General features: G+C 63.6%; 21 protein-coding genes. 5 read left to right on the forward strand and 16 right to left on the reverse strand.

Annotation, left to right across the window (positions count from 1 at the left end):
* Window positions 1–20: 20 nt before the first annotated feature.
* The 3 genes from CKO35_RS00310 to CKO35_RS00320 all read left to right on the forward strand — a co-directional run bounded on the left by CKO35_RS00310 (window position 21) and on the right by CKO35_RS00320 (window position 1764).
* Window positions 21–722 carry a pirin family protein gene (locus CKO35_RS00310; protein WP_200171404.1) on the forward strand — a complete coding sequence of 234 codons (702 nt, stop codon included), beginning with the start codon at window positions 21–23 and terminating at the stop codon, window positions 720–722.
* A gap of 82 nt (window positions 723–804) precedes the next feature.
* A complete protein-coding gene (locus CKO35_RS00315; protein ID WP_200171406.1) occupies window positions 805–1275 on the forward strand; it encodes an SRPBCC family protein in 471 nt (156 codons plus the stop codon).
* A 36-nt stretch (window positions 1276–1311) separates the two neighbouring features.
* A complete protein-coding gene (locus CKO35_RS00320) occupies window positions 1312–1764 on the forward strand; it encodes a PAS domain-containing protein (protein ID WP_200171409.1) in 453 nt (150 codons plus the stop codon).
* 455 nt (window positions 1765–2219) lie between these two features.
* On the opposite strand, the gene CKO35_RS00325 is transcribed toward CKO35_RS00320, so the two are convergent.
* The 10 genes from CKO35_RS00325 to dapF all read right to left on the reverse strand — a co-directional run bounded on the left by CKO35_RS00325 (window position 2220) and on the right by dapF (window position 11613).
* Window positions 2220–3536 (reverse strand): diguanylate cyclase, encoded by a 1317-nt coding sequence (locus CKO35_RS00325; protein WP_200171411.1) that lies wholly within the window; start codon window positions 3534–3536, stop codon window positions 2220–2222.
* Between the two features lie 142 nt (window positions 3537–3678).
* The gene (ubiB, locus tag CKO35_RS00330) at window positions 3679–5346 is read right to left on the reverse strand and encodes a ubiquinone biosynthesis regulatory protein kinase UbiB (RefSeq protein WP_200171413.1); all 1668 of its coding nucleotides are present in this window, start codon (window positions 5344–5346) and stop codon (window positions 3679–3681) included.
* A gap of 18 nt (window positions 5347–5364) precedes the next feature.
* Window positions 5365–5985 carry a ubiquinone biosynthesis accessory factor UbiJ gene (locus CKO35_RS00335; protein WP_200171416.1) on the reverse strand — a complete coding sequence of 207 codons (621 nt, stop codon included), beginning with the start codon at window positions 5983–5985 and terminating at the stop codon, window positions 5365–5367.
* A gap of 32 nt (window positions 5986–6017) precedes the next feature.
* On the reverse strand, window positions 6018–6767 hold the full coding sequence (gene ubiE, locus CKO35_RS00340; protein WP_200171418.1) for a bifunctional demethylmenaquinone methyltransferase/2-methoxy-6-polyprenyl-1,4-benzoquinol methylase UbiE: 750 nt from the start codon (window positions 6765–6767) through the stop codon (window positions 6018–6020).
* A gap of 14 nt (window positions 6768–6781) precedes the next feature.
* A complete protein-coding gene (locus tag CKO35_RS00345) occupies window positions 6782–7138 on the reverse strand; it encodes a gamma-butyrobetaine hydroxylase family protein (RefSeq protein ID WP_008930784.1) in 357 nt (118 codons plus the stop codon).
* 21 nt (window positions 7139–7159) lie between these two features.
* Window positions 7160–8500, reverse strand: a complete 1341-nt coding sequence (gene hslU / locus CKO35_RS00350) for an ATP-dependent protease ATPase subunit HslU (protein ID WP_200171420.1) — start codon at window positions 8498–8500, stop codon at window positions 7160–7162.
* Between the two features lie 46 nt (window positions 8501–8546).
* Window positions 8547–9080: an ATP-dependent protease subunit HslV gene (gene hslV, locus CKO35_RS00355; RefSeq protein ID WP_200171423.1), complete on the reverse strand. Its 534-nt coding sequence runs from the start codon at window positions 9078–9080 to the stop codon at window positions 8547–8549.
* 78 nt (window positions 9081–9158) lie between these two features.
* A complete protein-coding gene (gene xerC, locus CKO35_RS00360; RefSeq protein ID WP_200171424.1) occupies window positions 9159–10085 on the reverse strand; it encodes a tyrosine recombinase XerC in 927 nt (308 codons plus the stop codon).
* A complete protein-coding gene (locus CKO35_RS00365; protein WP_200171426.1) occupies window positions 10082–10780 on the reverse strand; it encodes a DUF484 family protein in 699 nt (232 codons plus the stop codon). The genes xerC and CKO35_RS00365 overlap by 4 nt, the downstream gene beginning before the upstream one ends.
* A complete protein-coding gene (gene dapF, locus CKO35_RS00370) occupies window positions 10777–11613 on the reverse strand; it encodes a diaminopimelate epimerase (protein WP_200171428.1) in 837 nt (278 codons plus the stop codon). Before dapF ends, CKO35_RS00365 begins: the two co-directional genes overlap by 4 nt.
* 116 nt (window positions 11614–11729) lie before the next feature.
* Here dapF and CKO35_RS00375 point away from each other — a divergent pair, with 116 nt between their 5' ends.
* Window positions 11730–12728 (forward strand): amidoligase family protein, encoded by a 999-nt coding sequence (locus CKO35_RS00375; RefSeq protein ID WP_200171430.1) that lies wholly within the window; start codon window positions 11730–11732, stop codon window positions 12726–12728.
* Window position 12729: 1 nt separating this feature from the next.
* Window positions 12730–13503: a gamma-glutamyl-gamma-aminobutyrate hydrolase family protein gene (locus tag CKO35_RS00380; RefSeq protein ID WP_200171432.1), complete on the forward strand. Its 774-nt coding sequence runs from the start codon at window positions 12730–12732 to the stop codon at window positions 13501–13503.
* Here the strand turns inward: CKO35_RS00380 and msrA are convergent, their stop codons facing one another.
* The 6 genes from msrA to CKO35_RS00410 all read right to left on the reverse strand — a co-directional run bounded on the left by msrA (window position 13504) and on the right by CKO35_RS00410 (window position 19974).
* Window positions 13504–14157 carry a peptide-methionine (S)-S-oxide reductase MsrA gene (gene msrA / locus CKO35_RS00385; RefSeq protein ID WP_200171761.1) on the reverse strand — a complete coding sequence of 218 codons (654 nt, stop codon included), beginning with the start codon at window positions 14155–14157 and terminating at the stop codon, window positions 13504–13506.
* Window positions 14158–14259: 102 nt separating this feature from the next.
* Window positions 14260–14784 carry a hypothetical protein gene (locus tag CKO35_RS00390; RefSeq protein ID WP_200171434.1) on the reverse strand — a complete coding sequence of 175 codons (525 nt, stop codon included), beginning with the start codon at window positions 14782–14784 and terminating at the stop codon, window positions 14260–14262.
* A gap of 93 nt (window positions 14785–14877) precedes the next feature.
* On the reverse strand, window positions 14878–17037 hold the full coding sequence (locus tag CKO35_RS00395) for a TRAP transporter permease (protein ID WP_200171436.1): 2160 nt from the start codon (window positions 17035–17037) through the stop codon (window positions 14878–14880).
* A gap of 116 nt (window positions 17038–17153) precedes the next feature.
* The gene (locus CKO35_RS00400) at window positions 17154–18152 is read right to left on the reverse strand and encodes a TAXI family TRAP transporter solute-binding subunit (protein WP_200171438.1); all 999 of its coding nucleotides are present in this window, start codon (window positions 18150–18152) and stop codon (window positions 17154–17156) included.
* Window positions 18153–18399: 247 nt separating this feature from the next.
* The gene (locus CKO35_RS00405; RefSeq protein WP_200171440.1) at window positions 18400–19401 is read right to left on the reverse strand and encodes a CHAD domain-containing protein; all 1002 of its coding nucleotides are present in this window, start codon (window positions 19399–19401) and stop codon (window positions 18400–18402) included.
* 129 nt (window positions 19402–19530) lie between these two features.
* The gene (locus tag CKO35_RS00410; RefSeq protein ID WP_200171442.1) at window positions 19531–19974 is read right to left on the reverse strand and encodes a DoxX family protein; all 444 of its coding nucleotides are present in this window, start codon (window positions 19972–19974) and stop codon (window positions 19531–19533) included.
* Between the last annotated feature and the right edge of the window lie 103 nt (window positions 19975–20077).

Consider the following 20077-nt stretch of genomic DNA (forward strand, 5'->3'; position numbering starts at 1 on the left):
CCCTCACGGAGTATTCGGTGATGATCAGGACAAGACACTCCCATGAACGCGGCCACGCCGATCACGGCTGGCTGCAGTCCCGCCACTCCTTCTCCTTTGCGGATTACTATGACCCCACCTGGATGGGCTGGGGCAATCTGCGCGTCATCAACGAGGACCATATCGGCCCGGGGGGCGGTTTTGATACCCACGGCCATCGCGACATGGAGATCATCACCTACGTGATCAGCGGCGAACTGGCCCACCGGGACAGCCTGGGCAACGGCACCAACATTCCCCCGGGTGATGTGCAACGCATGAGCGCCGGCAGCGGCATCCGTCACAGCGAATTCAATCATGCCCCGGACCAGACCACACACCTGCTGCAGATCTGGATACTCCCCGACCGGAAGGGCATCCCGCCCAGCTATGAGCAGAAACACTTTGCTGACGAAGAAAAGCGTGGACGGCTATGCCTGCTGGCCTCGCCGGATGGCGCCCAGGGGGCCGTGACCATCCATGCGGATGCCCGTCTGCTGGCCGGCCTGTTCGACGGCGCCGAACAGGCCTCGCTGGATCTGGATCCGCAACGCCGATACTACGTTCATCTGGTCAGGGGATCGCTCACCGCCAACGGCCATACCCTTGCAGGTGGCGATGCCCTGCTGCTGACCGGAGAGACCCGGCTTGCACTGAGCGACGGCGACGGGGCCGAAGTGCTGGTATTCGATCTGACTGCCTGACAGGACGCCATCGTGAGCAATCGATATGGCGGCAGCTATACTCACACTCTCGACATGGGTTTTTCCGGAGAGCACCCAGGCCATGGTCAAGGCCCAGACACGCACACTGATAAGGCGCCCGCTGGAGCAGGTCTTTCGTTTCGTCGTCGAAGACTTCGTCACCAACTACCCACGCTGGTCCCCAGAGGTGAAAAGCCTGCGGGTGCTCACCCACGGCCCCATTCAGGTGGGCTGGACCGGGTGTCAGGTGCGGGTGGACCAGGGACGGCGCACGGAGTCCGACTTCAGGGTGGTTGCACTGGAGCCGGGCCGGCAGGTCACCTTTCGCGGAATGAAGGACCCCTACCGCATCGATTACCGGTTCGAACCCCTGGATCAACACACCGAATTGCACTTCAGTTTCGAACTGGGGAAACTGAGCCTGCCCCTGCGCCCGTTTGAAAAGCTCATCCGCCTGGCGGTACAGGAAGGTACCGAACGCACGGTACGCAACCTCAAGGGACTGGCCGAGGCGGAGATCGAACCACCGCCCCCCTCTCCTGCCGCGGCCTGAAAGCCACCCTGTTCAACCCTCGGAGCCATCAACCCCATGGACTTCATACCCGAAAAAGATGCCTCCGGCCTGATCCCTTCCGTACTCGCCCAGATCCTGGATACCTGCGTCAACGGCGTGACTCTTTCGGACCCTGATCTGCCGGACAACCCCATTGTCTATGCCAACGCGGTTTTCGAGCACATGACCGGCTATTCCCGCGCGGAAATCATCGGTCACAACTGCCGCTTTCTGCAGGGAGAGGACCGGGAACAGCCGGCCATCGAGGAAATCCGCAAGGCCTTGGTGGAAAAACGGGAGGTGGAAGTCACCCTGCGCAATTACCGCAAGGACGGCGCCCTGTTCCATAACCGCCTGAGCATCCGACCCCTGTTCGATGCCTCCGGCAGACTGATCTACTTCCTGGGCGTGCAGTACGACGTCACCGACCTGGTGAATGCCCAGACCGAAGTGGCCCGGCTGGAGGCACTGCTCCGGCAGTCCCGTTGAACGCGGCGAGCCGGTCTGGCTGGAGGCCTGGGCCATTCCAGGCCTTTCTCCCCCAAGGGGAGAAAGGAGTGTCCGTGACCAAACCCGGGTTCATGCGGCATTCCCGCTTCGTACGGTTTCCCCCGATTCATGCGTCATTCCCGCGCACGCGGGAATCCAGGCACTGACCGAGAATCCTCGACTCCCGCTTTCGCGGGAGTGACGGCACGGGACAGGTGCTTGAGTCGCCGCCGAAGCTGTGGACAAGACTGTGGATGTCATGTCGATACCCCGCTCACCTTCGAGCAGAGACACCTTGCCAAGAAACAAAACAAAAAACATAGCGCATTGATTTAAAAACACTAAACCACTTGCCACTCGAAGATTTCCGGCGGCGGGAAAGACGATCCCGAGCCACGGCCAACCATGGCACACCTGTGCATAACTGCCCCTGAAATAACAGGCGCGGACGAATCTCAGGTGATGGCAGGAATGCTGACAACCTGGTTTCTTCCCTGATGCTTGGCCTGGTACAGAGCCGAATCCGCACGCCGCAGCAGGTCATCGGGATGCTGATCAGAAGCCTGACACTGTGTCAGGCCGAAGCTGGCCGTGACACCAAACGGGACATCCCGCGCATCGGTCAATCGGATGGCCGCCACGTCGGCCCGGATCTCTTCCGCCACCCAGAAGGCCTGATCCAACAGAGTATCCGGCAGAAAGATCACGAACTCCTCCCCACCCAGGCGGGCGGGGACATCCGTGCGGCGTAAACGCGCCGTCAGGATGCCTGCAAATGCCACCAGAACCTCATCGCCCTTGGCATGACCGTACTGGTCATTGATGGCCTTGAACTCATCCAGGTCCACCATGATCAGGCAGAACGGGGAGGCCGTCCTGCCAACCCGATCCAGCTCCCGGGACACCACGTCGAAAAAATAGCGGCGGTTGAACAGACCGGTCAGGGCATCACGGATGCTCATTTCCCGCAACTCATGTTCCAGTTGCTTCTGGCGGGTAATATCCATGACCAGGCCATGCCATAGAGTTCCCCCTTCAGGGGTGCGCTCCGGGGCGGACTGTCCATGCAGCCAGCGAATACTCCCACTCACGCAGACGCGGTAATCTAGACTCCAGAACGTCTGCGTGCGCTCCGATTCTTCGACGCTTTGCATCACCCGTTCAACATCATCGGGATGAAAGACCTCCAACAGCCTGTCCAGGCCATTCTCCACGTCCCCGGGATCGACACCAAAAAGATCACGCATCTGATGGCTGGCGTAGGGTATGCGGTAACTCCCATCGGCGCGGCGCTCAAACTGGAAGATCATGCCCGGGGCCGCATCGGCGATCTTGCGCAGTGTTTCTTCCACCTTCTGCTGGCGCGAGATATCCAGCGCGGCACCAGCGATATGCATCAGCCGTCCCTCCTTGAAGATCTTGCGGCAAGTATCCTCGACCCAGATGTAACTGCCCTCGTGGGTCATGATCCGGTAGCGGCGGTTAAGATCCCGGGTTGAGTCGCCGTGTAGCCAGGCCTCGAATTCCGCCAGGGTCGGCGCCACGTCATCGGGATGTACGAGATGAAACCACCCCCCCGAGGCGGTGAGTTTCTCGTCATCAATGCGCAGGAACGGGCGCAAGTTGGGTGAAATGTATTCGATGCGATAGGGGGGGACGGCTTCGGTGTAATAGACCACGGCCGGAGACAGCCTGAGTATCTCGTCCAGCATCGCGGGGAGGCCGGAAGAATTCGTCGGCTTGCTGTCTTCGGCGTCGGACGAGGCGTTCACCGGGGTTACCAAAAGAGATCCACCTGAGAGGGAACCACGGATCTACCTTAGCAGATTTACCGGAATTGCAAGGCGTATCCTGCCCCCCTCCGGCTCCGCCCCTTGCCGGCCAAGGGCAGGATCAAACCACTTGGCCGGCCTCTCAGGCCCGGCGCAGCCAGGCCAGCAGCAGCATTCCCAGACCGGCAATGCCGGCCAGCCAGGCCGGCCATGGCGCTCCAGTCATCACCGGTGCCGGTGCCAGGGTCAGGAGCAGGACACCGGAGATCAGCAGACTACCTCCGGCCACCGCCAGGATGGTGGCCCGGTTGCCCTCCCGGACCTCGGCCCGCAGGGCCTGGAACTGGGCCTTGTCCATGCCTCGCACCCCCACGCCGCGGGCCTGAAGCCGCAGGGCCTCGTGGATCAGACCCGGCATGTCCGGGGCCTTTTCCAGGATCAGGGGCAGATTGCGCCGGAAGCCCTTGACCAGGGCCCGCACCCCCACCTGCTCGTCCATCCAGCGCTGGATGAAGGGACGGGCGGTCTGCCACAGATCCAGCTCCGGGTAGAGATCCCGCCCCATGCCTTCGATGTTCAGCAGGGTCTTTTCCAGCAACACCAGCTGGGGCTGGACCTCCATGTTGAATCGCCGGGCGGTCTGGAACAGGCGCACCAGCACGTAACCGAAGGAGATGTCCTTGAGGGGCTTTTCGAAAATGGGCTCGCACACGGTGCGGATGGCCGCCTCCAGCTCCGTGATCCGCACATCCGGCGGCACCCAGCCGGACTCCACGTGCAGCTCCGCCACCCGGGCATAGTCCCGGTTGAAGAAGGCATAGAAATTTTCCGCCAGATAGCGCTGGTCCGCCGGCGAGAGGGTGCCGACGATGCCGAAATCCACCGCCAGATAGCTGGGGTCCGCCGGATCGGAGACATCAATGAAGATGTTGCCCGGGTGCATGTCCGCATGGAAGAAGTTGTGGCGGAACACCTGGGTGAAGAAGATCTCCACCCCCCGCTCCGCCAGCAGCTTCAGGTCCACCCCCAGGGCCTTGAGGGTAGCCACGTCGGACACCGGTACCCCCTGGATGCGCTCCATCACCATCACGTCCTTGCGGCAGTAATCCCAGAACACCTCGGGCATGTAGAGGACGTTGGAGTTCTCGAAGTTGCGGCGGATCTGGGAGGCATTGGCGGCCTCCCGCAGCAGGTCCAGCTCGTCCAGGATGGTCTGTTCGTACTCGGCCACCACCTCCACCGGTCGCAGCCGCTTGCCCTCGGGCCAGTAGCGCTCGGTCAGCTCGGCGATGACGTACATGAGCTCCACGTCCCGGCGGATGGCCTTCTCGATATTGGGTCGCACCACCTTGACCACCACACGGCGACCGTCATGCATGACCGCCCCATGGACCTGGGCGATGGAGGCGGAAGCCATCGGAGTCTCCTCGAAGGAGGCAAACAGGCTCTCGATGGGACGCCCCAGGGATTTCTCGATGATGGCCCGGGCCTGCTCGTTGGGGAACGGCGGCACCCGGTCCTGGAGTTTGGCCAGTTCCACCGCGATATCCTCGGGCAGCAGGTCCCGCCGGGTGGAAATCATCTGGCCGAACTTGATGAAGATGGGGCCGAGATCTTCCAGGGCCCGGCGAATCCGTTCGCCCCGTCCATAGGGCACGGTACGGAACCAGTTCCACGGACCCAGGTAGCGCAAAAAGCGCACGGAGCGCAGTAGACGGATCGTCAGCACAACGTCATCCAGCCCGTGGCGGATGAGGACACGATTGATGGTGATCAGTCGAAGCAACTGGGAAGGGTGCAGATGACGCATCGAGAGTCCTGAATGTTCTTATCGCTGGGCCCGTTCCCGGGCTTGTTCCAGGCGCTGGATACGGGCCTGGAGGCGGTCTGCATCGCTGCGCAGACGGTCCACCTCGTCCATGAAGGCCTCCACCTCGCCCCGGGTGGGCAGGCTGCGGGTCTCCTCCTGCAGGTATTCCTTCACATCCAGGCGCAGGGATTCACGGCTGCGTTGCAGCCAGGCCGACAGGCCCCGCCAGGCCTCGCCGGCACGATGGGCCACCAGATCACCGGTGAGGCCGGCCAGCAGCTCTTCCCAGTCCAGATCCACCTGCCGCAGCAGGTCGCTGAAAAGGCGGGCCAGTTGAGGGTCGCCGATCACGCCGACCCCTTCCGGCAACCGGGCGCCGGGCTCCCCCGCCATCAGGCTCGCCAGGGTGGCGGGGGCACCACTGATGGTCACCCCCGGCTCGCCGTCATACTGTCCCAGCACCTGCAGGTAGTCCTGCGCCGGCACGAAATACAGACACAGATCCACGCCGGTGACCTGCAGCGCCACCACGCCGCCCCGCAGGGCCGCCAGGCGCTCCCCGCTGTCGGGGTCCAGCGCCAGGTAACGACGGATGGCCTGCTCCAGCAGGGCCGTAACCAGGGTGGGCGGTGTAGGCATGGGCATCTCTCCCGTGGGGCAGACCCGCGGCGCTAGAGCTTGTAGCCCTTGTGCAGGGCCACGATGCCGCCGGTCAGATTGTGGTAGTCGCAGCGCTCGAAACCGGCCGTCTGCATCATCTGCTTGAGGGTTTCCTGGTCCGGGTGCATGCGGATGCTCTCCGCCAGATAGCGGTAGCTGTCCGCGTCTCCCGCCACCACCTTGCCCATCAGCGGCAGGGCCTTGAAGCTGTAGACATCGTAGACCGACTGCAGGGGCTTGCTGGTGGGCTGGGAGAACTCCAGCACCAGCAGCTTGCCGCCGGGACGCAGCACCCGCAGCATGGAACGCAGGGCGGCGTTCTTGTCGGTGACGTTGCGCAGGCCGAAGGCGATGGTGATGAGATCAAAATAGTCGTCGGGGTACGGCAGGCATTCCGCGTTGCCCTGGACGTAGTTGATGTTGCCCACCAGCCCCTCGTCGATCAGCCGGGCACGGCCGCAGGCGAGCATGGAGGCGTTGATGTCGCACAGCACCACCCGACCGGTGGGACCGACAATGCGGGAAAAACGGGAGGTCAGGTCGCCGGTGCCGCCGGCCAGGTCCAGGATCTTCTGACCGGGACGGGCCGCGGCCACCTCGATGGTGAACCGCTTCCAGATCCGGTGAATCCCCATGGACATGAGGTCGTTCATGACGTCGTACCGGCTGGCCACGGAATGGAACACCTGCCCCACCCGTTTGACCTTGTCCTGCACCGGCACCCGTTCGTAGCCGAAATCAGTGGTGTTGTCGTCGGACATGCATGCTCCAGTTATCAGCCCTGGCGCTGGTGGCCGGCGGCCTCCAGTCGCTCCAGATAGGTTTGCCACAGCCGGGCCTGATCGACGCCCAACCGGTAAAGATATTCCCAATCGTAGATGCCGGTATCGTGCCCATCGGAGAACACCAGCTTGATGCCGTAGTTGCCCACAGGCTCGATGCCGGTGATGGTCACGGCTTCCTTGCCCACCTGCAGCACTTCCTGGCCGGGACCATGGCCGGTCACCTCGGCGGAAGGGGAGTAAACCCGCAGGAATTCGCAGCTGAGCCGGTGGCTCTCACCGTCGGCGTAGACCATTTCCAGCATCCGCGCCTGACGGTGCAGGCGGATGTCGGTGGGGCGATGTTTCACGGCACGTTCCTCCCGCGGGGCTCACAGGATGTAGCGGCTCAGGTCCTCGTCCTGCACCAGTTCGCCCAGACGCTCGCTCACATAGGCGGCATCGATGATCAGGGGGCTGCTGCAGTCTGGGGCCTCGTAGGAGATCTTCTCCAGCACCCGCTCCATGACCGTATGCAGGCGCCGGGCACCGATGTTCTCGGTACGCTCGTTCACCTGGAAGGCGATCTCGCCCAGGCGGCGCACACCGTCCTCGGTGAATTCCACGGTAACGCCCTCGGTGGCCAGCAGGGCCGCATACTGTTCGGTGAGGGAGGCGCGGGGTTCGGTGAGGATGCGCACGAAATCCTCGGCGGTGAGGGCCTCCAGTTCCACCCGGATGGGCAGACGACCCTGCAGTTCCGGGATCAGATCCGAGGGCTTGGCCAGGTGGAAGGCCCCGGAAGCGATGAACAGGATGTGGTCGGTATGCACGGAACCGAACTTGGTGGAGACGGTGCAGCCTTCCACCAGGGGCAGCAGATCCCGCTGCACCCCTTCCCGGGAGACGTCGGCGCCGCTGTATTCACCGCGACGGACCACCTTGTCGATCTCGTCGAGGAAGACGATGCCGTTCTGCTCCACATGGGAGACGGCCCGCAGCTTGATGTCGTCCTCGTTCACCAGGCGGGCGGCCTCCTCGTCGGTGATGAGCTTGAAGGCCTCGGCGACCTTCAGCTTGCGGGTGCGGGTGCGCTGTCCGCCCAGGTTCTGGAACAGACCCTGCAGCTGGTTGGCCATGTCTTCCATCCCCGGCGGGGTCATGATCTCCACCCCCGGCGGCAGGGCCTGGACCTGGATCTCGATCTCCTTGTCATCCAGCTTGCCTTCCCGCAGGCGCTTGCGGAATTTCTGCCGGGTCTCGGAATCGGCGCCCCGGGACGGGGTATCGTCGGCCATGAAGCCGCCGCTGCCGCGCGGCGGCGGCAGCAGGGCATCCAGGATGCGTTCCTCGGCGGCCTCCTCGGCCCGGTGGCGCATCTTGTCCATCTCCTGCTCCCGCAGCATCTTGACGGCGGCATCCACCAGATCCCGGATGATGGATTCCACGTCCCGGCCCACATAGCCCACCTCGGTGAACTTGGTGGCCTCCACCTTGATGAAGGGGGCATTGGCCAGGCGGGCCAGGCGGCGGGCGATCTCGGTCTTGCCCACACCGGTGGGGCCGATCATGAGGATGTTCTTGGGCGTGACCTCGCGGGCCAGGGCCGCGGGCAACTGCTGGCGGCGCCAGCGATTGCGCAGGGCGATGGCCACCGCCTTCTTGGCGGCATCCTGACCAACGATGAAACGGTCCAGCTCCTGAACGATTTCGCGGGGGGTCATTTCAGTCATGGCACATCTCTTTACGCTGACACGGGGGGCTGTGATCCGCCGGGGATCACAGTTCCTCGATGGTCAGGTGGCGATTGGTGTAGATACAGATGTCGGCGGCGATGTTGAGGGATTTTTCGGTGATCTCCCGGGCCGACAGTTCGGTATTCTCGTACAGGGCACGGGCGGCGGACTGGGCGAACGGGCCGCCGGAGCCGATGGCGATGATGCCGTCTTCCGGCTCGATCACGTCACCGTTGCCGGAAATGATCAGGGAGTTGTCCTTGTCGGCCACCGCCAGCAGGGCCTCCAGGCGGCGCAGGGACCGTTCGGTGCGCCAGTCCTTGGCCAGTTCCACGGCGGCACGCAGCAGGTTGCCGCTGTATTTCTCCAGCTTGCCCTCGAAGCGCTCGAACAGGGTGAAGGCGTCGGCGGTGCCCCCGGCAAAACCGGCCACCACCCGATCATGGTGCAGGCGCCGGACCTTGCGGGCATTGCCCTTCATGATGGTGTTGCCCAAAGAGACCTGCCCGTCCCCACCCAGGGCGACCTGCCCGTTGCGGCGCACGGAGACAATGGTGGTACCACGGAACTGTTCCAAGGGGAGACTCCTCACGTCTTGATGCCGACGACTGAGGGGGCATTGTAACGGAACTGGGGCGCGAGGGGAGAAGGGTGGTCAGGTGTTTTGCTTTTGCCGCCGCGCCCGGGGATGGGCGGCATCATAGACCTGGGCCAGATGCTGGTAATCCAGGTGCGTATAGATCTGCGTGGTACCGATGTCCGCATGTCCCAGCAGCTCCTGCACCGCGCGCAGATCCTGGGACGATTCCAGCATATGGCTGGCAAAGGAATGGCGCAGCAGGTGGGGATGCACATGCCGCTCCAGCCCCTGGGTCAGGGCGCGGCGGGCCATCCGCTTCTGGATGGCGCGGGGCGTCAGGCGCCGGCCATGGCGAGCCACGAACAGGGCAGGCTCGTCCACCGCGGCCCACTGGGAGCGCACCCGCAACCAGGCCGCCAGCGCCTCCCTCGCCTTGCGGCCCACCGGCACCTGACGCACCTTGCGTCCCTTGCCCAGCACCCGCACCATGCCGTCCGCCAGGTCCAGCTGGGTACAGTCCAGGGAAGTCAATTCCGACAGACGCAGCCCCGAGGAATAGAACAGCTCAAGCACCGCCCGGTCACGCACCGCCGGCAGGCTGTCGCCGGGAATCTCCAGCAACCGCCCCACCTCCTCCACATCCAGCACTTCGGGCAACTTGCGGGGGGTCTTGGGTGCTCTCACCCCCTGGGCCGGATTGGCCCCCACCACACCCTCGCGAATGAGGAAATTGAAAAATCCCCGCACGGAAGACAGCAGACGCTGCAAACTGCGCCCGGAGGCACCGGCCCGGTGCCGGGCCGCCACCAGGGCGCGAATGTCATGGACAGTCACACGGGACCAGTCCGGCCCGGCGCCGGGGAACAGGACATGGCCGCGCAGGACCATCAGGTCCCGCCGGTAATTGCTCACCGTATGGGGGGAGCAGGCCCGTTCACGGGCCAGATGGTTCAGATAGGCCTGGATGCGGCCATCCAGGGGGGCGTCATCGGGCGTGCTCATCCCGCGGCCAGACGATGACCCACCGCGTGGGAGAGGATCTCGCCCAGATAATCCAGGAACAGGGTACCCATACCGGGATGGAAACGGGCACCATCCCGGCTGCCCAGTCCCAGCACCCCCAGGGGACGGGTCCCTTCCAGCAGGGGTACGGCAACGGCGGAATGCAGCGACTTGCCCTCGTCCTCGGGGAACAGGGCCCTGAACTGGGCGGCGGACAGTCTTCCGCACAGGGGACGGCGGGTTTCGAAGAGCTTGTCGAAACTGCGCATGGCCGGGTCATCGGGAGCGGTGAAGTGAAGGCCCCTTTGCGGATCTCCGTACAGGCGCACCACCACCGCATCGGCCCGGAATTCGTTACGCAACTGTTCCTGGGTGGTGGCCAGCACCGCATCCAGGCTGTCCGCCTCCATCAGCCCCAGGGCCAGCTGATGCAGGCGCTGGCTCAGGCGCTCGTTCTCCCGCGCCACCTGCACCAGATCCATCAGCTTGCGCTCCAGCCCTCGGTTGCGTTCCCGCAACAGCCCGATCTGACGTTCGATCAGGGACACCGCGTCACCGCAGGGATGGGGCACGCGCATCACCTCCAGCAGGAGAAGATGACGTTCGAAGAAGTCGGGATGGGCGCGCAGATAGGATTCCACGGCCATTTCGGAGAGGGTCTCGTCCGCGAGAGCCCCCTTGTCGGATATACTCATAGTTCGATGGTCCCCGTAAAGACCGAGGTGGCGGGACCGGTCATGAAGACCGGGTCGTCTTCGCGACCGGCCCACTGTATCACAAGCCGGCCACCCGGCAGATCCACGTTCACCCGATCCTCCAGCAGACCCTGAATCCGGCCGGCAACGACGGCGGCGCAGGCCCCCGTGCCGCAGGCCAGGGTCTCGCCGGCACCGCGTTCATAGACCCGCAGACGGATATGGGTGGGAGACACCACCTCCATGAAGCCGGCGTTCACCCGCCGGGGAAAACGGGGGTGCCCCTCGATGGCCGGCCCCAGGCGGGCCACCTCGGCGGTCTGGACGTTATCCACCCGCAGCACCGCATGGGGATTGCCCATGGAGACGGCACCGATTTCCAGGGCCTGATCATTCACCGTCAGGGTGTACCAGGGTGCCGCCTTGTCGGCCTCGAAAGGGATCTCCCAGGGGGTCAGACGGGGCGGCCCCATGTCGACGATCACCTGTCCGTCCGCCTCCACCTGCAGGGTGATGAGTCCGGCGGCGGTTTCCACCGGGATCCGGGTCTCTCCGGTCAGCCCCTGATCGCGGACGAACACGGCAAAGCAGCGGGCACCGTTGCCGCACTGCTCCACCTCGTTGCCATCGGCATTGAAGATGCGATAGCGAAAGGCCGCCCGGGACGGGTCAGAGGGCGACTCCACCATCAGCACCTGGTCGCAGCCGACCCCCAGGCGCCGATGGGCCAGGAACCGGACATGGTCCGGGGTGAGACGGACCTGTCGGCGCACGCCGTCGATGACGACGAAGTCGTTGCCCAGTCCATGCATTTTCGTGAATCGGATCATCATGGCAGGGAGATTAAAGGCTTGGCGGGCTGCTGGGAAGCACTTGAGCAGGACAAAAAGGTGACGCTCGCGCCCAATTTTGTCACCCTGTCAAAAGGCCCCGACCAAGGGAGCATCCCATGACTGCATTTGCACCCCTGCCCCACCCCCACACTGCCGACGGCAACCTGCGCCGGGTCGGCGTGGAAATGGAGATGGCCGACATCTCCCTGGACACCATCGCCGATATCATCATCGACGGTTTCGGTGGCGAGCAGCACCGCCTTTCCCCGTTCGAGCAGACAATCACCGGCACCCGCTTCGGTGATTTTCAGCTGGAACTGGACAGCAGCCTGCTCAAGCGCCGTGAATACCTGGATTACCTGGAAAGCATGGGCGTTACGGTGGACCGGGAGGCAGAACCCGGCACCCTGGAGCGCACCCTGGCGGAAGTGGCGGGGCTGATCGTCCCCCACGAAGTGGTCGCCCCGCCCATCCCCCATGACGCCCTGCCGGAACTTGACCAGTTGCGGGCACGTCTTCGCGCGGCCGGAGCCAGGGGCACCCACGCCTCCCTGGTCTATGCCTTCGGCCTGCAACTCAACCTGGAACTGGCCCGGCAGGATGTCGATTCCATCCTGCGGCACCTGCAGGCCTTCCTGCTGCTCTATGACTGGTTGCTGGAAGAGGCACAGACGGACCTGTCCCGGCGCCTGACACCCTTCGTGGAGCCCTTCCCCCCCGGCTGGGGGCAGCGCATCCTGCAACCGGACTATGCCCCGGATCTGGAACGGCTCATCGACGACTACCTGACCGACAACCCCACCCGCAACCGTCCCCTGGACATGCTGCCCCTGTTCGCCCACCTGTCTCCCGGGCAGATCGAGGCGGCACCGGTGGAACATCACCTGATCCGCCCCCGGCCCACCTTCCACTATCGCCTGCCGGACTGCCGGATCGACGAGCCGGACTGGAACCTGAGCGTGCCCTGGAACGGCTGGGTGGCGGTGGAGCGCCTGGCGGAAGATCCCCCACGCCTGGCGGCCATGGCCCATGCCTATCTGAACCGGCCCGAGGAGACCCTGGTGGACAAGGGACGCCGCTGGGCCACCCAGGTGAGTGAGTGGCTGAGGAGCTGACATGGCACGCAGACCTCGTATCGGCGTCACCGGCCCCGACCAGGGGGGCATGGCGGCCTGGCTGATGACCGCCTGGTGCATCCTGCGGGCCGGGGGCCGACCATTGCGGATCACCCCTGCCCGTCCCCATGACGGCACCGGCCTGGATGGCCTGGTAATCGGCGGCGGCGCCGACGTGGATCCGGCCCTGTACGGCCAGGACCCGCTGAGCCTGATCCGGGAGATCGAGACCACCGAGCGCGGCGGACGGCAACGACTGCTGGGGTTCGTGTTCTACCCCCTGCTATGGCTGCTGCGACGGACCCTTTTCACCCGCCTGGAAGGCGAGGATCAGGGCCGGGATCGATTGGAAGAGGCCCTGATCCGTACCGCCCGGGAACACGACCTGCCGGTGCTGGGCATCTGCCGGGGCATGCAGCTGCTGAACGTGGTTCATGGCGGCACGCTGCACCAGGAGCTGAGCGGTTTCTACCAGGAATGTCCCCAGGTACGCAGCATCCTGCCTCGCAAGCAGGTGACGCTGGAACCGGACTGCCACCTGGCCCAACTGGTGGGGCCAAAACCCCTGGCGGTGAATGCCCTGCACAACCAGGCGGTGGATCGCCTGGGGCAAGGAGTCATCATCGCCGGAAGGGAACCCAGCGGCGTGGTCCAGGCCATCGAGGTACAGGACGGCGCGATGGCCATCGGGGTGCAGTGGCATCCGGAGTTCCTGCCCCACAAGGTAAGGCACCAGGCCCTGTTCCGGGGATTGGTGGACGCGGCAAAGAGATAGTCAGGCAGTCTCCCGTTCCCAACCGGGACACGGCACTCCGGTACCGCCCAGACCGCAATATCCGTCAGGATTCTTGGCCAGGTACTGTTGATGATATGCCTCGGCATAATAGAAGGCAGGGGCAGGCAGGATCTCGGTGGTGACGTCGCCCATACCGCGGGCCTTGAGGGCCTTCTGGAATACATCACGGGAACGCTCCGCCTGCTCCCGCTGGTGCGTGTCATGGGTATAGATGCCCGAGCGGTATTGAGTGCCCACATCATTGCCCTGGCGCATGCCCTGGGTCGGGTCGTGGGATTCCCAGAAAGTCCTGAGCAGATCGGCATAACTGATTCCGGCAGGATCAAACACCACCTGGACCACTTCGTTGTGACCCGTCATACCGCTGCAAACCTCCCGGTAGGTGGGGTTGGGCGTGAAACCACCGGCATAGCCCACCGCCGTGCTGTGGACGCCGGTCAGACCCCAGAACCGCCGCTCCGCACCCCAGAAACAGCCCATCCCGAACAAGGCCATCTCCATGCCCGGGTCAAAGGGTGGCTTGAGAGGAGTGCCCAGAACATGGTGGCGTTCGGGTACCGATATGGCTTCCGGCCGCCCGGGCAGGGCCTGCTCCGGAATGGGCATGGCGGTCTTGCGCAGGAAGGAAAACATCACGGCATACCTCGGCGATGGGGTACGACGCATCATAGTTGATATTTTTACTCAGGAAAACAGCGGGAACAGCAGCACGACCGGCCGGCGATCATTGCGAACTCAAGATGACGACGGTGAGTCAGCTTCCGGGTTTGGCTCGGCAATGGGGATCAGGGTCAGGTGGTGGATATCAATCCTCGGCTCCGGCACATCCCGGTGTTCACCCAGGGTCACCCCCGGCTCAGCCAGGGTCAGGCCGGACAGATCCACCTCCAGATCGGGGGGAGGTTTCCGGTCGCTCAGATCGGTCCCGGGCGGCGCCAGACTCAGATCCGGTGCCTGAATGGCGCTGGTGACGGACTCGGCCATCCCGTCCGCAACGGCACCCTGTCCGTCTTCCGCCGGTTCGGCGGCACAGGCCATCATTCGGGCCATCATGCCGGCCTCGCGCAGCAACTGAAGGTAGCGCCGGGCGGTAGCCTCATCCAGCCCTTTCTTGACCACCACCGGCTTGCCTGAAAGCATCCCCTCCACCCTGGCTTCCGGCACCCGGAACAGGGCCGCAAGCCGGGCCTTGGCGGTGGCCACGTCCACACCCTCCACGGGTGTTCCGGTCACGGCCACCAGATAGGCCTTTTCCGCCATCTCACGCCTCCTTATCAATTCCTGGCAATGCCACCGGCTCCCCGGTCAGGACCGCCCCCCCTAGCGGGAAGCGGCCCTGACCGACGAAGTGCATCAGGAATCCGTGACCGGCTCGGACCTGCCCCGCGCCATCCTGCGCTGCCACAGGAACAGGACCACCGCCAGACCCAGACCCAGCAGGTCGGTGAGCAGATCCCCAGAGATGAGCATCAGCGCGCCAACAAACAGCAGCACGCGGATGATCCGTCCCGCCAGACCGAAGAACCAGCCCTGGGCCGCCCCCGCCAGCATGAAGACGCCCACCATGGCCGTGACAAAGCTCTGGGCGATTTCGGTCCATTCACCTTCCATCAGCAGTGCCGGGTGATAGAAGAAGATGAACGGCACGATAAAGGCGGCCAGACCCACCTTGAAGGCAGTCACCGAGGTTCGCATGGGCTCGGAACCCGCGATCGCCGCGCCCGCGTAGGCCGCCAGGGCCACCGGCGGGGTGATGGCGGAGATCACCGCAAAGTAGAACACGAAGAAGTGTGCCACCAGCGGGGCCACGCCCATCTGGATCAGACCCGGCGCCACCACCGATGCCGCTACCGCATAGGCCGCCGTGGTGGGCATGCCCATGCCCAGCAGCACGGAGATGCACATGGCGAACAACAGCGCCAGCAGCTGGCTGTTCTCGGCCACACCCAGGAGCAGGGAGGAGAAGCGCAGACCCACCCCGGTGAGCCCGATCACACCCACGATGATCCCGGCACAGGCACAGACGGCGATCAACTGGATGGACATGCGTGCCGCCAGCTCCAGGGCACGAGCGGACCCGAACAACCCTAGACGGAACGGCGTCAGCCAGCTCACCACCACGGCACTCATCAAGGCCACCGTACCGGCTCGGATGACCGAGTACCCCATGAACAGGGCGCCGATGAGGATGATGATGGGGGCGAACAGGTAGACCTGACGCAGCAGCTTGCCGATCTGGGGCAGATCCTTTGAGGGCAGCCCCTTCATGCCGGTCTTGGCCGCCTCCATGTCCACCATGAAGTAGACGGAGGCAAAGTACAGCAGGGCCGGGATCAGGGCGGCAATGATCAGGTCGGTATAGGGAATCCCCGTCACCTCCGCCATGATGAAGGCACCCGCCCCCATCACCGGGGGCATGATCTGCCCGCCGGTGGAAGCCGCCGCCTCGATGGCGCCGGCGCTACGGGGTTTGTAGCCCACCCGCTTCATGAGGGGGATGGTCAGGGAGCCGGTGGCCACCACGTTGCCCGCGGAGGTACCGTTAATCATGCCCATCAGGCCGCTGGCAAATACCGCTACCTTGGCCGGACCGCCGCGGGCACGACCGGCGGCGGCAAAGGCAAAGTTCACGAAGTAGTCACCCACCTTGGAGGCCTGCAGGAAGGCGGCAAAGGCGATGAACAGCACGATGTAGGTGGAAGACACCGCCGTGGTGGGACCCAGGATGCCGTTGTCCGTGTAAATGTAGGTGATGAAACGGTCAGCATCATAACCGCTGTGCTCCAGCACACCCGGCAGCCAGGGACCGACGAAACCGTAAAGGATGAAAATGCCGGCGATCACCACCAGGGCCATCCCGGCTACCCGCCGGGTCAGCTCCAGGATCAGCAGGATACCGGCTGTGGCCACCCAGAAATCGGTCTGGGCGGGCATCACGCCCATGCGGAACTGCAACACATCCAGATTGAACAGCAGGTAGGCACAGACCGATATGCTCGCCGCCATCAGGGACCAGTCATACCAGCCGATGCGATCGGAACGGGGCTTGAACATCCAGGCAAAGACAATCCCCAGCACGACGCTGGCCAACAGGGCCCAACTGAAGGTATGGAATATCCATTCCGGCAGGCTGTAGGTGTCATGACCCAGGCGCAACTTCATGTACAACGCAATGGCCATGGCCGCCAGCGCATAGAGGGCCAGTCCCACGGTGAGCACCATGGGCAGCAACTCCAGGACCCATCGTCGTCTTCGCGGATCCGCCGGTGGCACACAGGCGGCCACGATGGCAAAACCGATCACCAGGGCGCCCGCCACATGGACAATGCGGAAGGCCCAGGTTTCCATGGGTATGACGTTGAGGACCAGGAGGTGGAAACTGGTATAAGTCAGGCCGAGGAGGAACAGCAGCACCTTTTGCCAGCGGGTGAGATTTCGCTGGGATGACATGCCCTCTTCGGCATCGGCAAGGGACGCAGCATCAATGGGGCCCGATTTTTCGGAGCTCGTCATGGGAGGATCTTCTGAACGTACAGGTTGAGTCAGCGGTTTTCCGGACAAAACACTTTGGGCCGCGCTGAGCGCGGCCCAAAGCAACGAACCTTTCCGGGTTCTTGATCAGTCCCCGATCAGTCCTTGTACTCGGGCGGAATCAGATGCTCGGGCACCTCGATACCCCGCTCCTTGTAATAGCGCACCGCGCCCGGGTGGAACCACATGAAGGTGTTGTGGACCATGTTCTCGGCCAGGGTTTCCTCGGCGGAACGGTGGATGGTCACCATGCGGTCATTGTTGTCCAGCACCGCCTTCATGATCTCGTAGACGAAGGACTCCGGCATGTTCTTGTTGGCAATGGCGAAGTTCCACAGGGCCACGGTGGGCTGTTCTTCAGCTACGGTGCGGTAGGTGTTGGCGGGGATGACGAAACGGCTCACCGGATGAGCCTGGGTGATCTTGGCGATCTCTTCCTCATTGAGGGAGAAAATGTTCACCGGTTGCTGGGCCTCGATCTGGCTGAAGGCGGAGATGGGCACGCCGGCGGCGAAGGCAAAGGCATCCAGCATGCCGTCCTGTACCTGACCCACCTGATCAGCAGCGCCGCCGTAACGAACGCGCACGTTCAGACCAAGATCACTGAAGAAACGGGGCCAGAACACGCTGGCGGTACCGCCGCGGGGACCCACACCGACGCGCTTGCCATCCAGATCAGCAATGCTGTTGATACCGGAACGCTTGAGTGCCACCACCTGCAGGGGGGTCTGGTACATGGGGAAAAGGGCGCGAACATCGCGGGTCTGCAGACCACGGGCCACTTCCAGCTCACCATCCCAGCCTTCACGGGCCGGGCCCATGGTGGTCATGCCGAATTCCAGGCGACCCTGATGCACCAGCACCATGTTCTGGGTCGGACCACCGGTAACCTCGGCGGAGGCATTGACGCCCAACATTTCCTGGATCAGACCGCCCCAGCCAGCACCATAGATGAAGTAGGTACCTCCCTGGGATGCCGTGCCGATGTTGACCGAATTCGGCCACCCGGTACGATCCTGCGCCGATACCGCTCCAGCGGTCATCAGCATACAGCTCAGGGCGGCAGCCCCCGCCCAGCGAAAACAACTTCTCAACATGGCAACACTCCTCCTGGGAGTCTCGGCAAACCTTGAGGATTGCCTGGGATGTTTTGATGGTTGGGTATCTTCCGGGCGGCCCAAGAGACTGCCATGTCCCTCCCGGCCATGCCCGCAACCGAAGATAGCATAGACTAAAGGAGGTTTTTCACGAAGGAATAAGATTCTGTTGACACGCGTCGGTGTCGGAAGACACGCGAAGGGCGGCGGCAAAGCCCTTCATCAAGGCCTAAGGAATTGATTTCTTTCAATCTGTCGACAGATCGATGCTGATTTTTCGCAACTGGGCCACACTGATAGCAATATGTTCGAGAAATCTGTCTCCCTCACCTTCGCTCAGCTTTGCACGCAGGCGGGACATCAGATGCTCATGACGGTCATGAAGATCCCTGGCCAGGCTCATGAGTCCGGCCCGTTCATCCTGGCGGCGGGCGGCTTCCACATCCGGATGGTCGGGGTTCAAGGTGAGGGAAAGGTCGATCAGCCGCCTCAACCGCTCGGCACCGGCTTCTTCGGAGGCCTGGCCCAGTTCCTGGGCAAAGACCTGGATGTCATGGATCTCCCCCATCAGGTTCTGCATGTCCTTGAGTTCCCGGATCAGCTCCTTGCCCCCCTCCAGTTCCGCCGCCACCGGCTCCAGCAGGTAACGCAGTCGCTTGCCCTCGATACGGGCCTGATGGACGGCCTCGTCCGCCTCGCCGTCATCCCCCATCACCCGCTGCAACTGATGGTGAAAATCATCCGCGGATTCCAGTAGCCGTGCCGCAGTGACGGCACCAAATGGGGGGCTGTCGTCATCACAGATCAGATCCAGCCGATCGTGCATCCTTTTTTGCAGACGCCGGAAGGCGTCAGGCAGGGTTTCGTGCAGGTCCTGATACTCCTCCTGCAACCGCTGCTCCAGCCGCCGCATCATCCACTGATAACCGGGGCGCTGGTGGGATTTCACCTGGCCGCGTTGCTGCTCCATCCAGGCAATCTGTACCTCCGTGTCCCGGGCCAGGCCCGTCCCGGCGGCCAGCTCCTTCACCCGGCGGCGCAGTTTTTTCGGCAACCAGGACTTCACGAAACTGTTGTGGGCGGCCAGCAGACTGCGCAGGCGCCGCAGGGCCACACGAAAATCATGCAGGGCTTCCGTATCCCGGGGGTCCGTCAACCGAAGCGCGGCCTGAGCCGCCTGATCGAGATAATGTCGGGCCAGATCACGCACCACCCGGGCCGCGGGCTGGATCGTCAGACTTTCTTTCATTCATCACCGTTCATCAATAGTCAAAAAACGCCGCCATTAACGCCGATACAGATGACATTTCAATGAACCCAACGCCGTCCATGTCTGGTGGAGCAGGCCTGCCCGCGGACAGGCAGGCCTAGCTATTGATTACCGCCGAAACACACTGTCCACACTGTAACGGCCGGATCCGGCAAACAGGAACGCCACCATCACCGCCCCGTAGAGCAATGACAGCTCCTTGCCGGAACCACCCGCGGCAAAGACCGGGTCACCACCATGAGCGATGAAGGCCGCCACCATCATGGCGCCCAGGATAGCGGCCGCCGATGCCCGGGTCAGCAGGCCGGCCGCCAGCAACAGTCCACCCACCGCTTCCGCCAATCCCGCCAGCCAGGCAAAGAACAGGGGGTCTGAAAACCCCAGACTCTCCACGAATCCCACAAAGCCCGCAGACGGGGGTAATTTGCCCATGCCATGCCCGAAGGTCATCATCAGGCCGGCCGCCACCCGCAGTACCGTCATGCCCGCATCGGCGAGGGGGGAGGCGGGGGTGGTACCGCCAAAAAGCAGGGTCTGGCTGTTGAACTGCATGAATCTGAACCTCATTTGCTTATGGAGTGGAAAGGGAATTGGTGTTCATTTACCCCGATTCGTTCCATGGGATCCAGCATAAAGAAGCTCTCCCGCCGCCGGA

Source organism: Ectothiorhodospira shaposhnikovii, from assembly GCF_016584105.1.
Lineage (GTDB): Bacteria > Pseudomonadota > Gammaproteobacteria > Ectothiorhodospirales > Ectothiorhodospiraceae > Ectothiorhodospira > Ectothiorhodospira shaposhnikovii.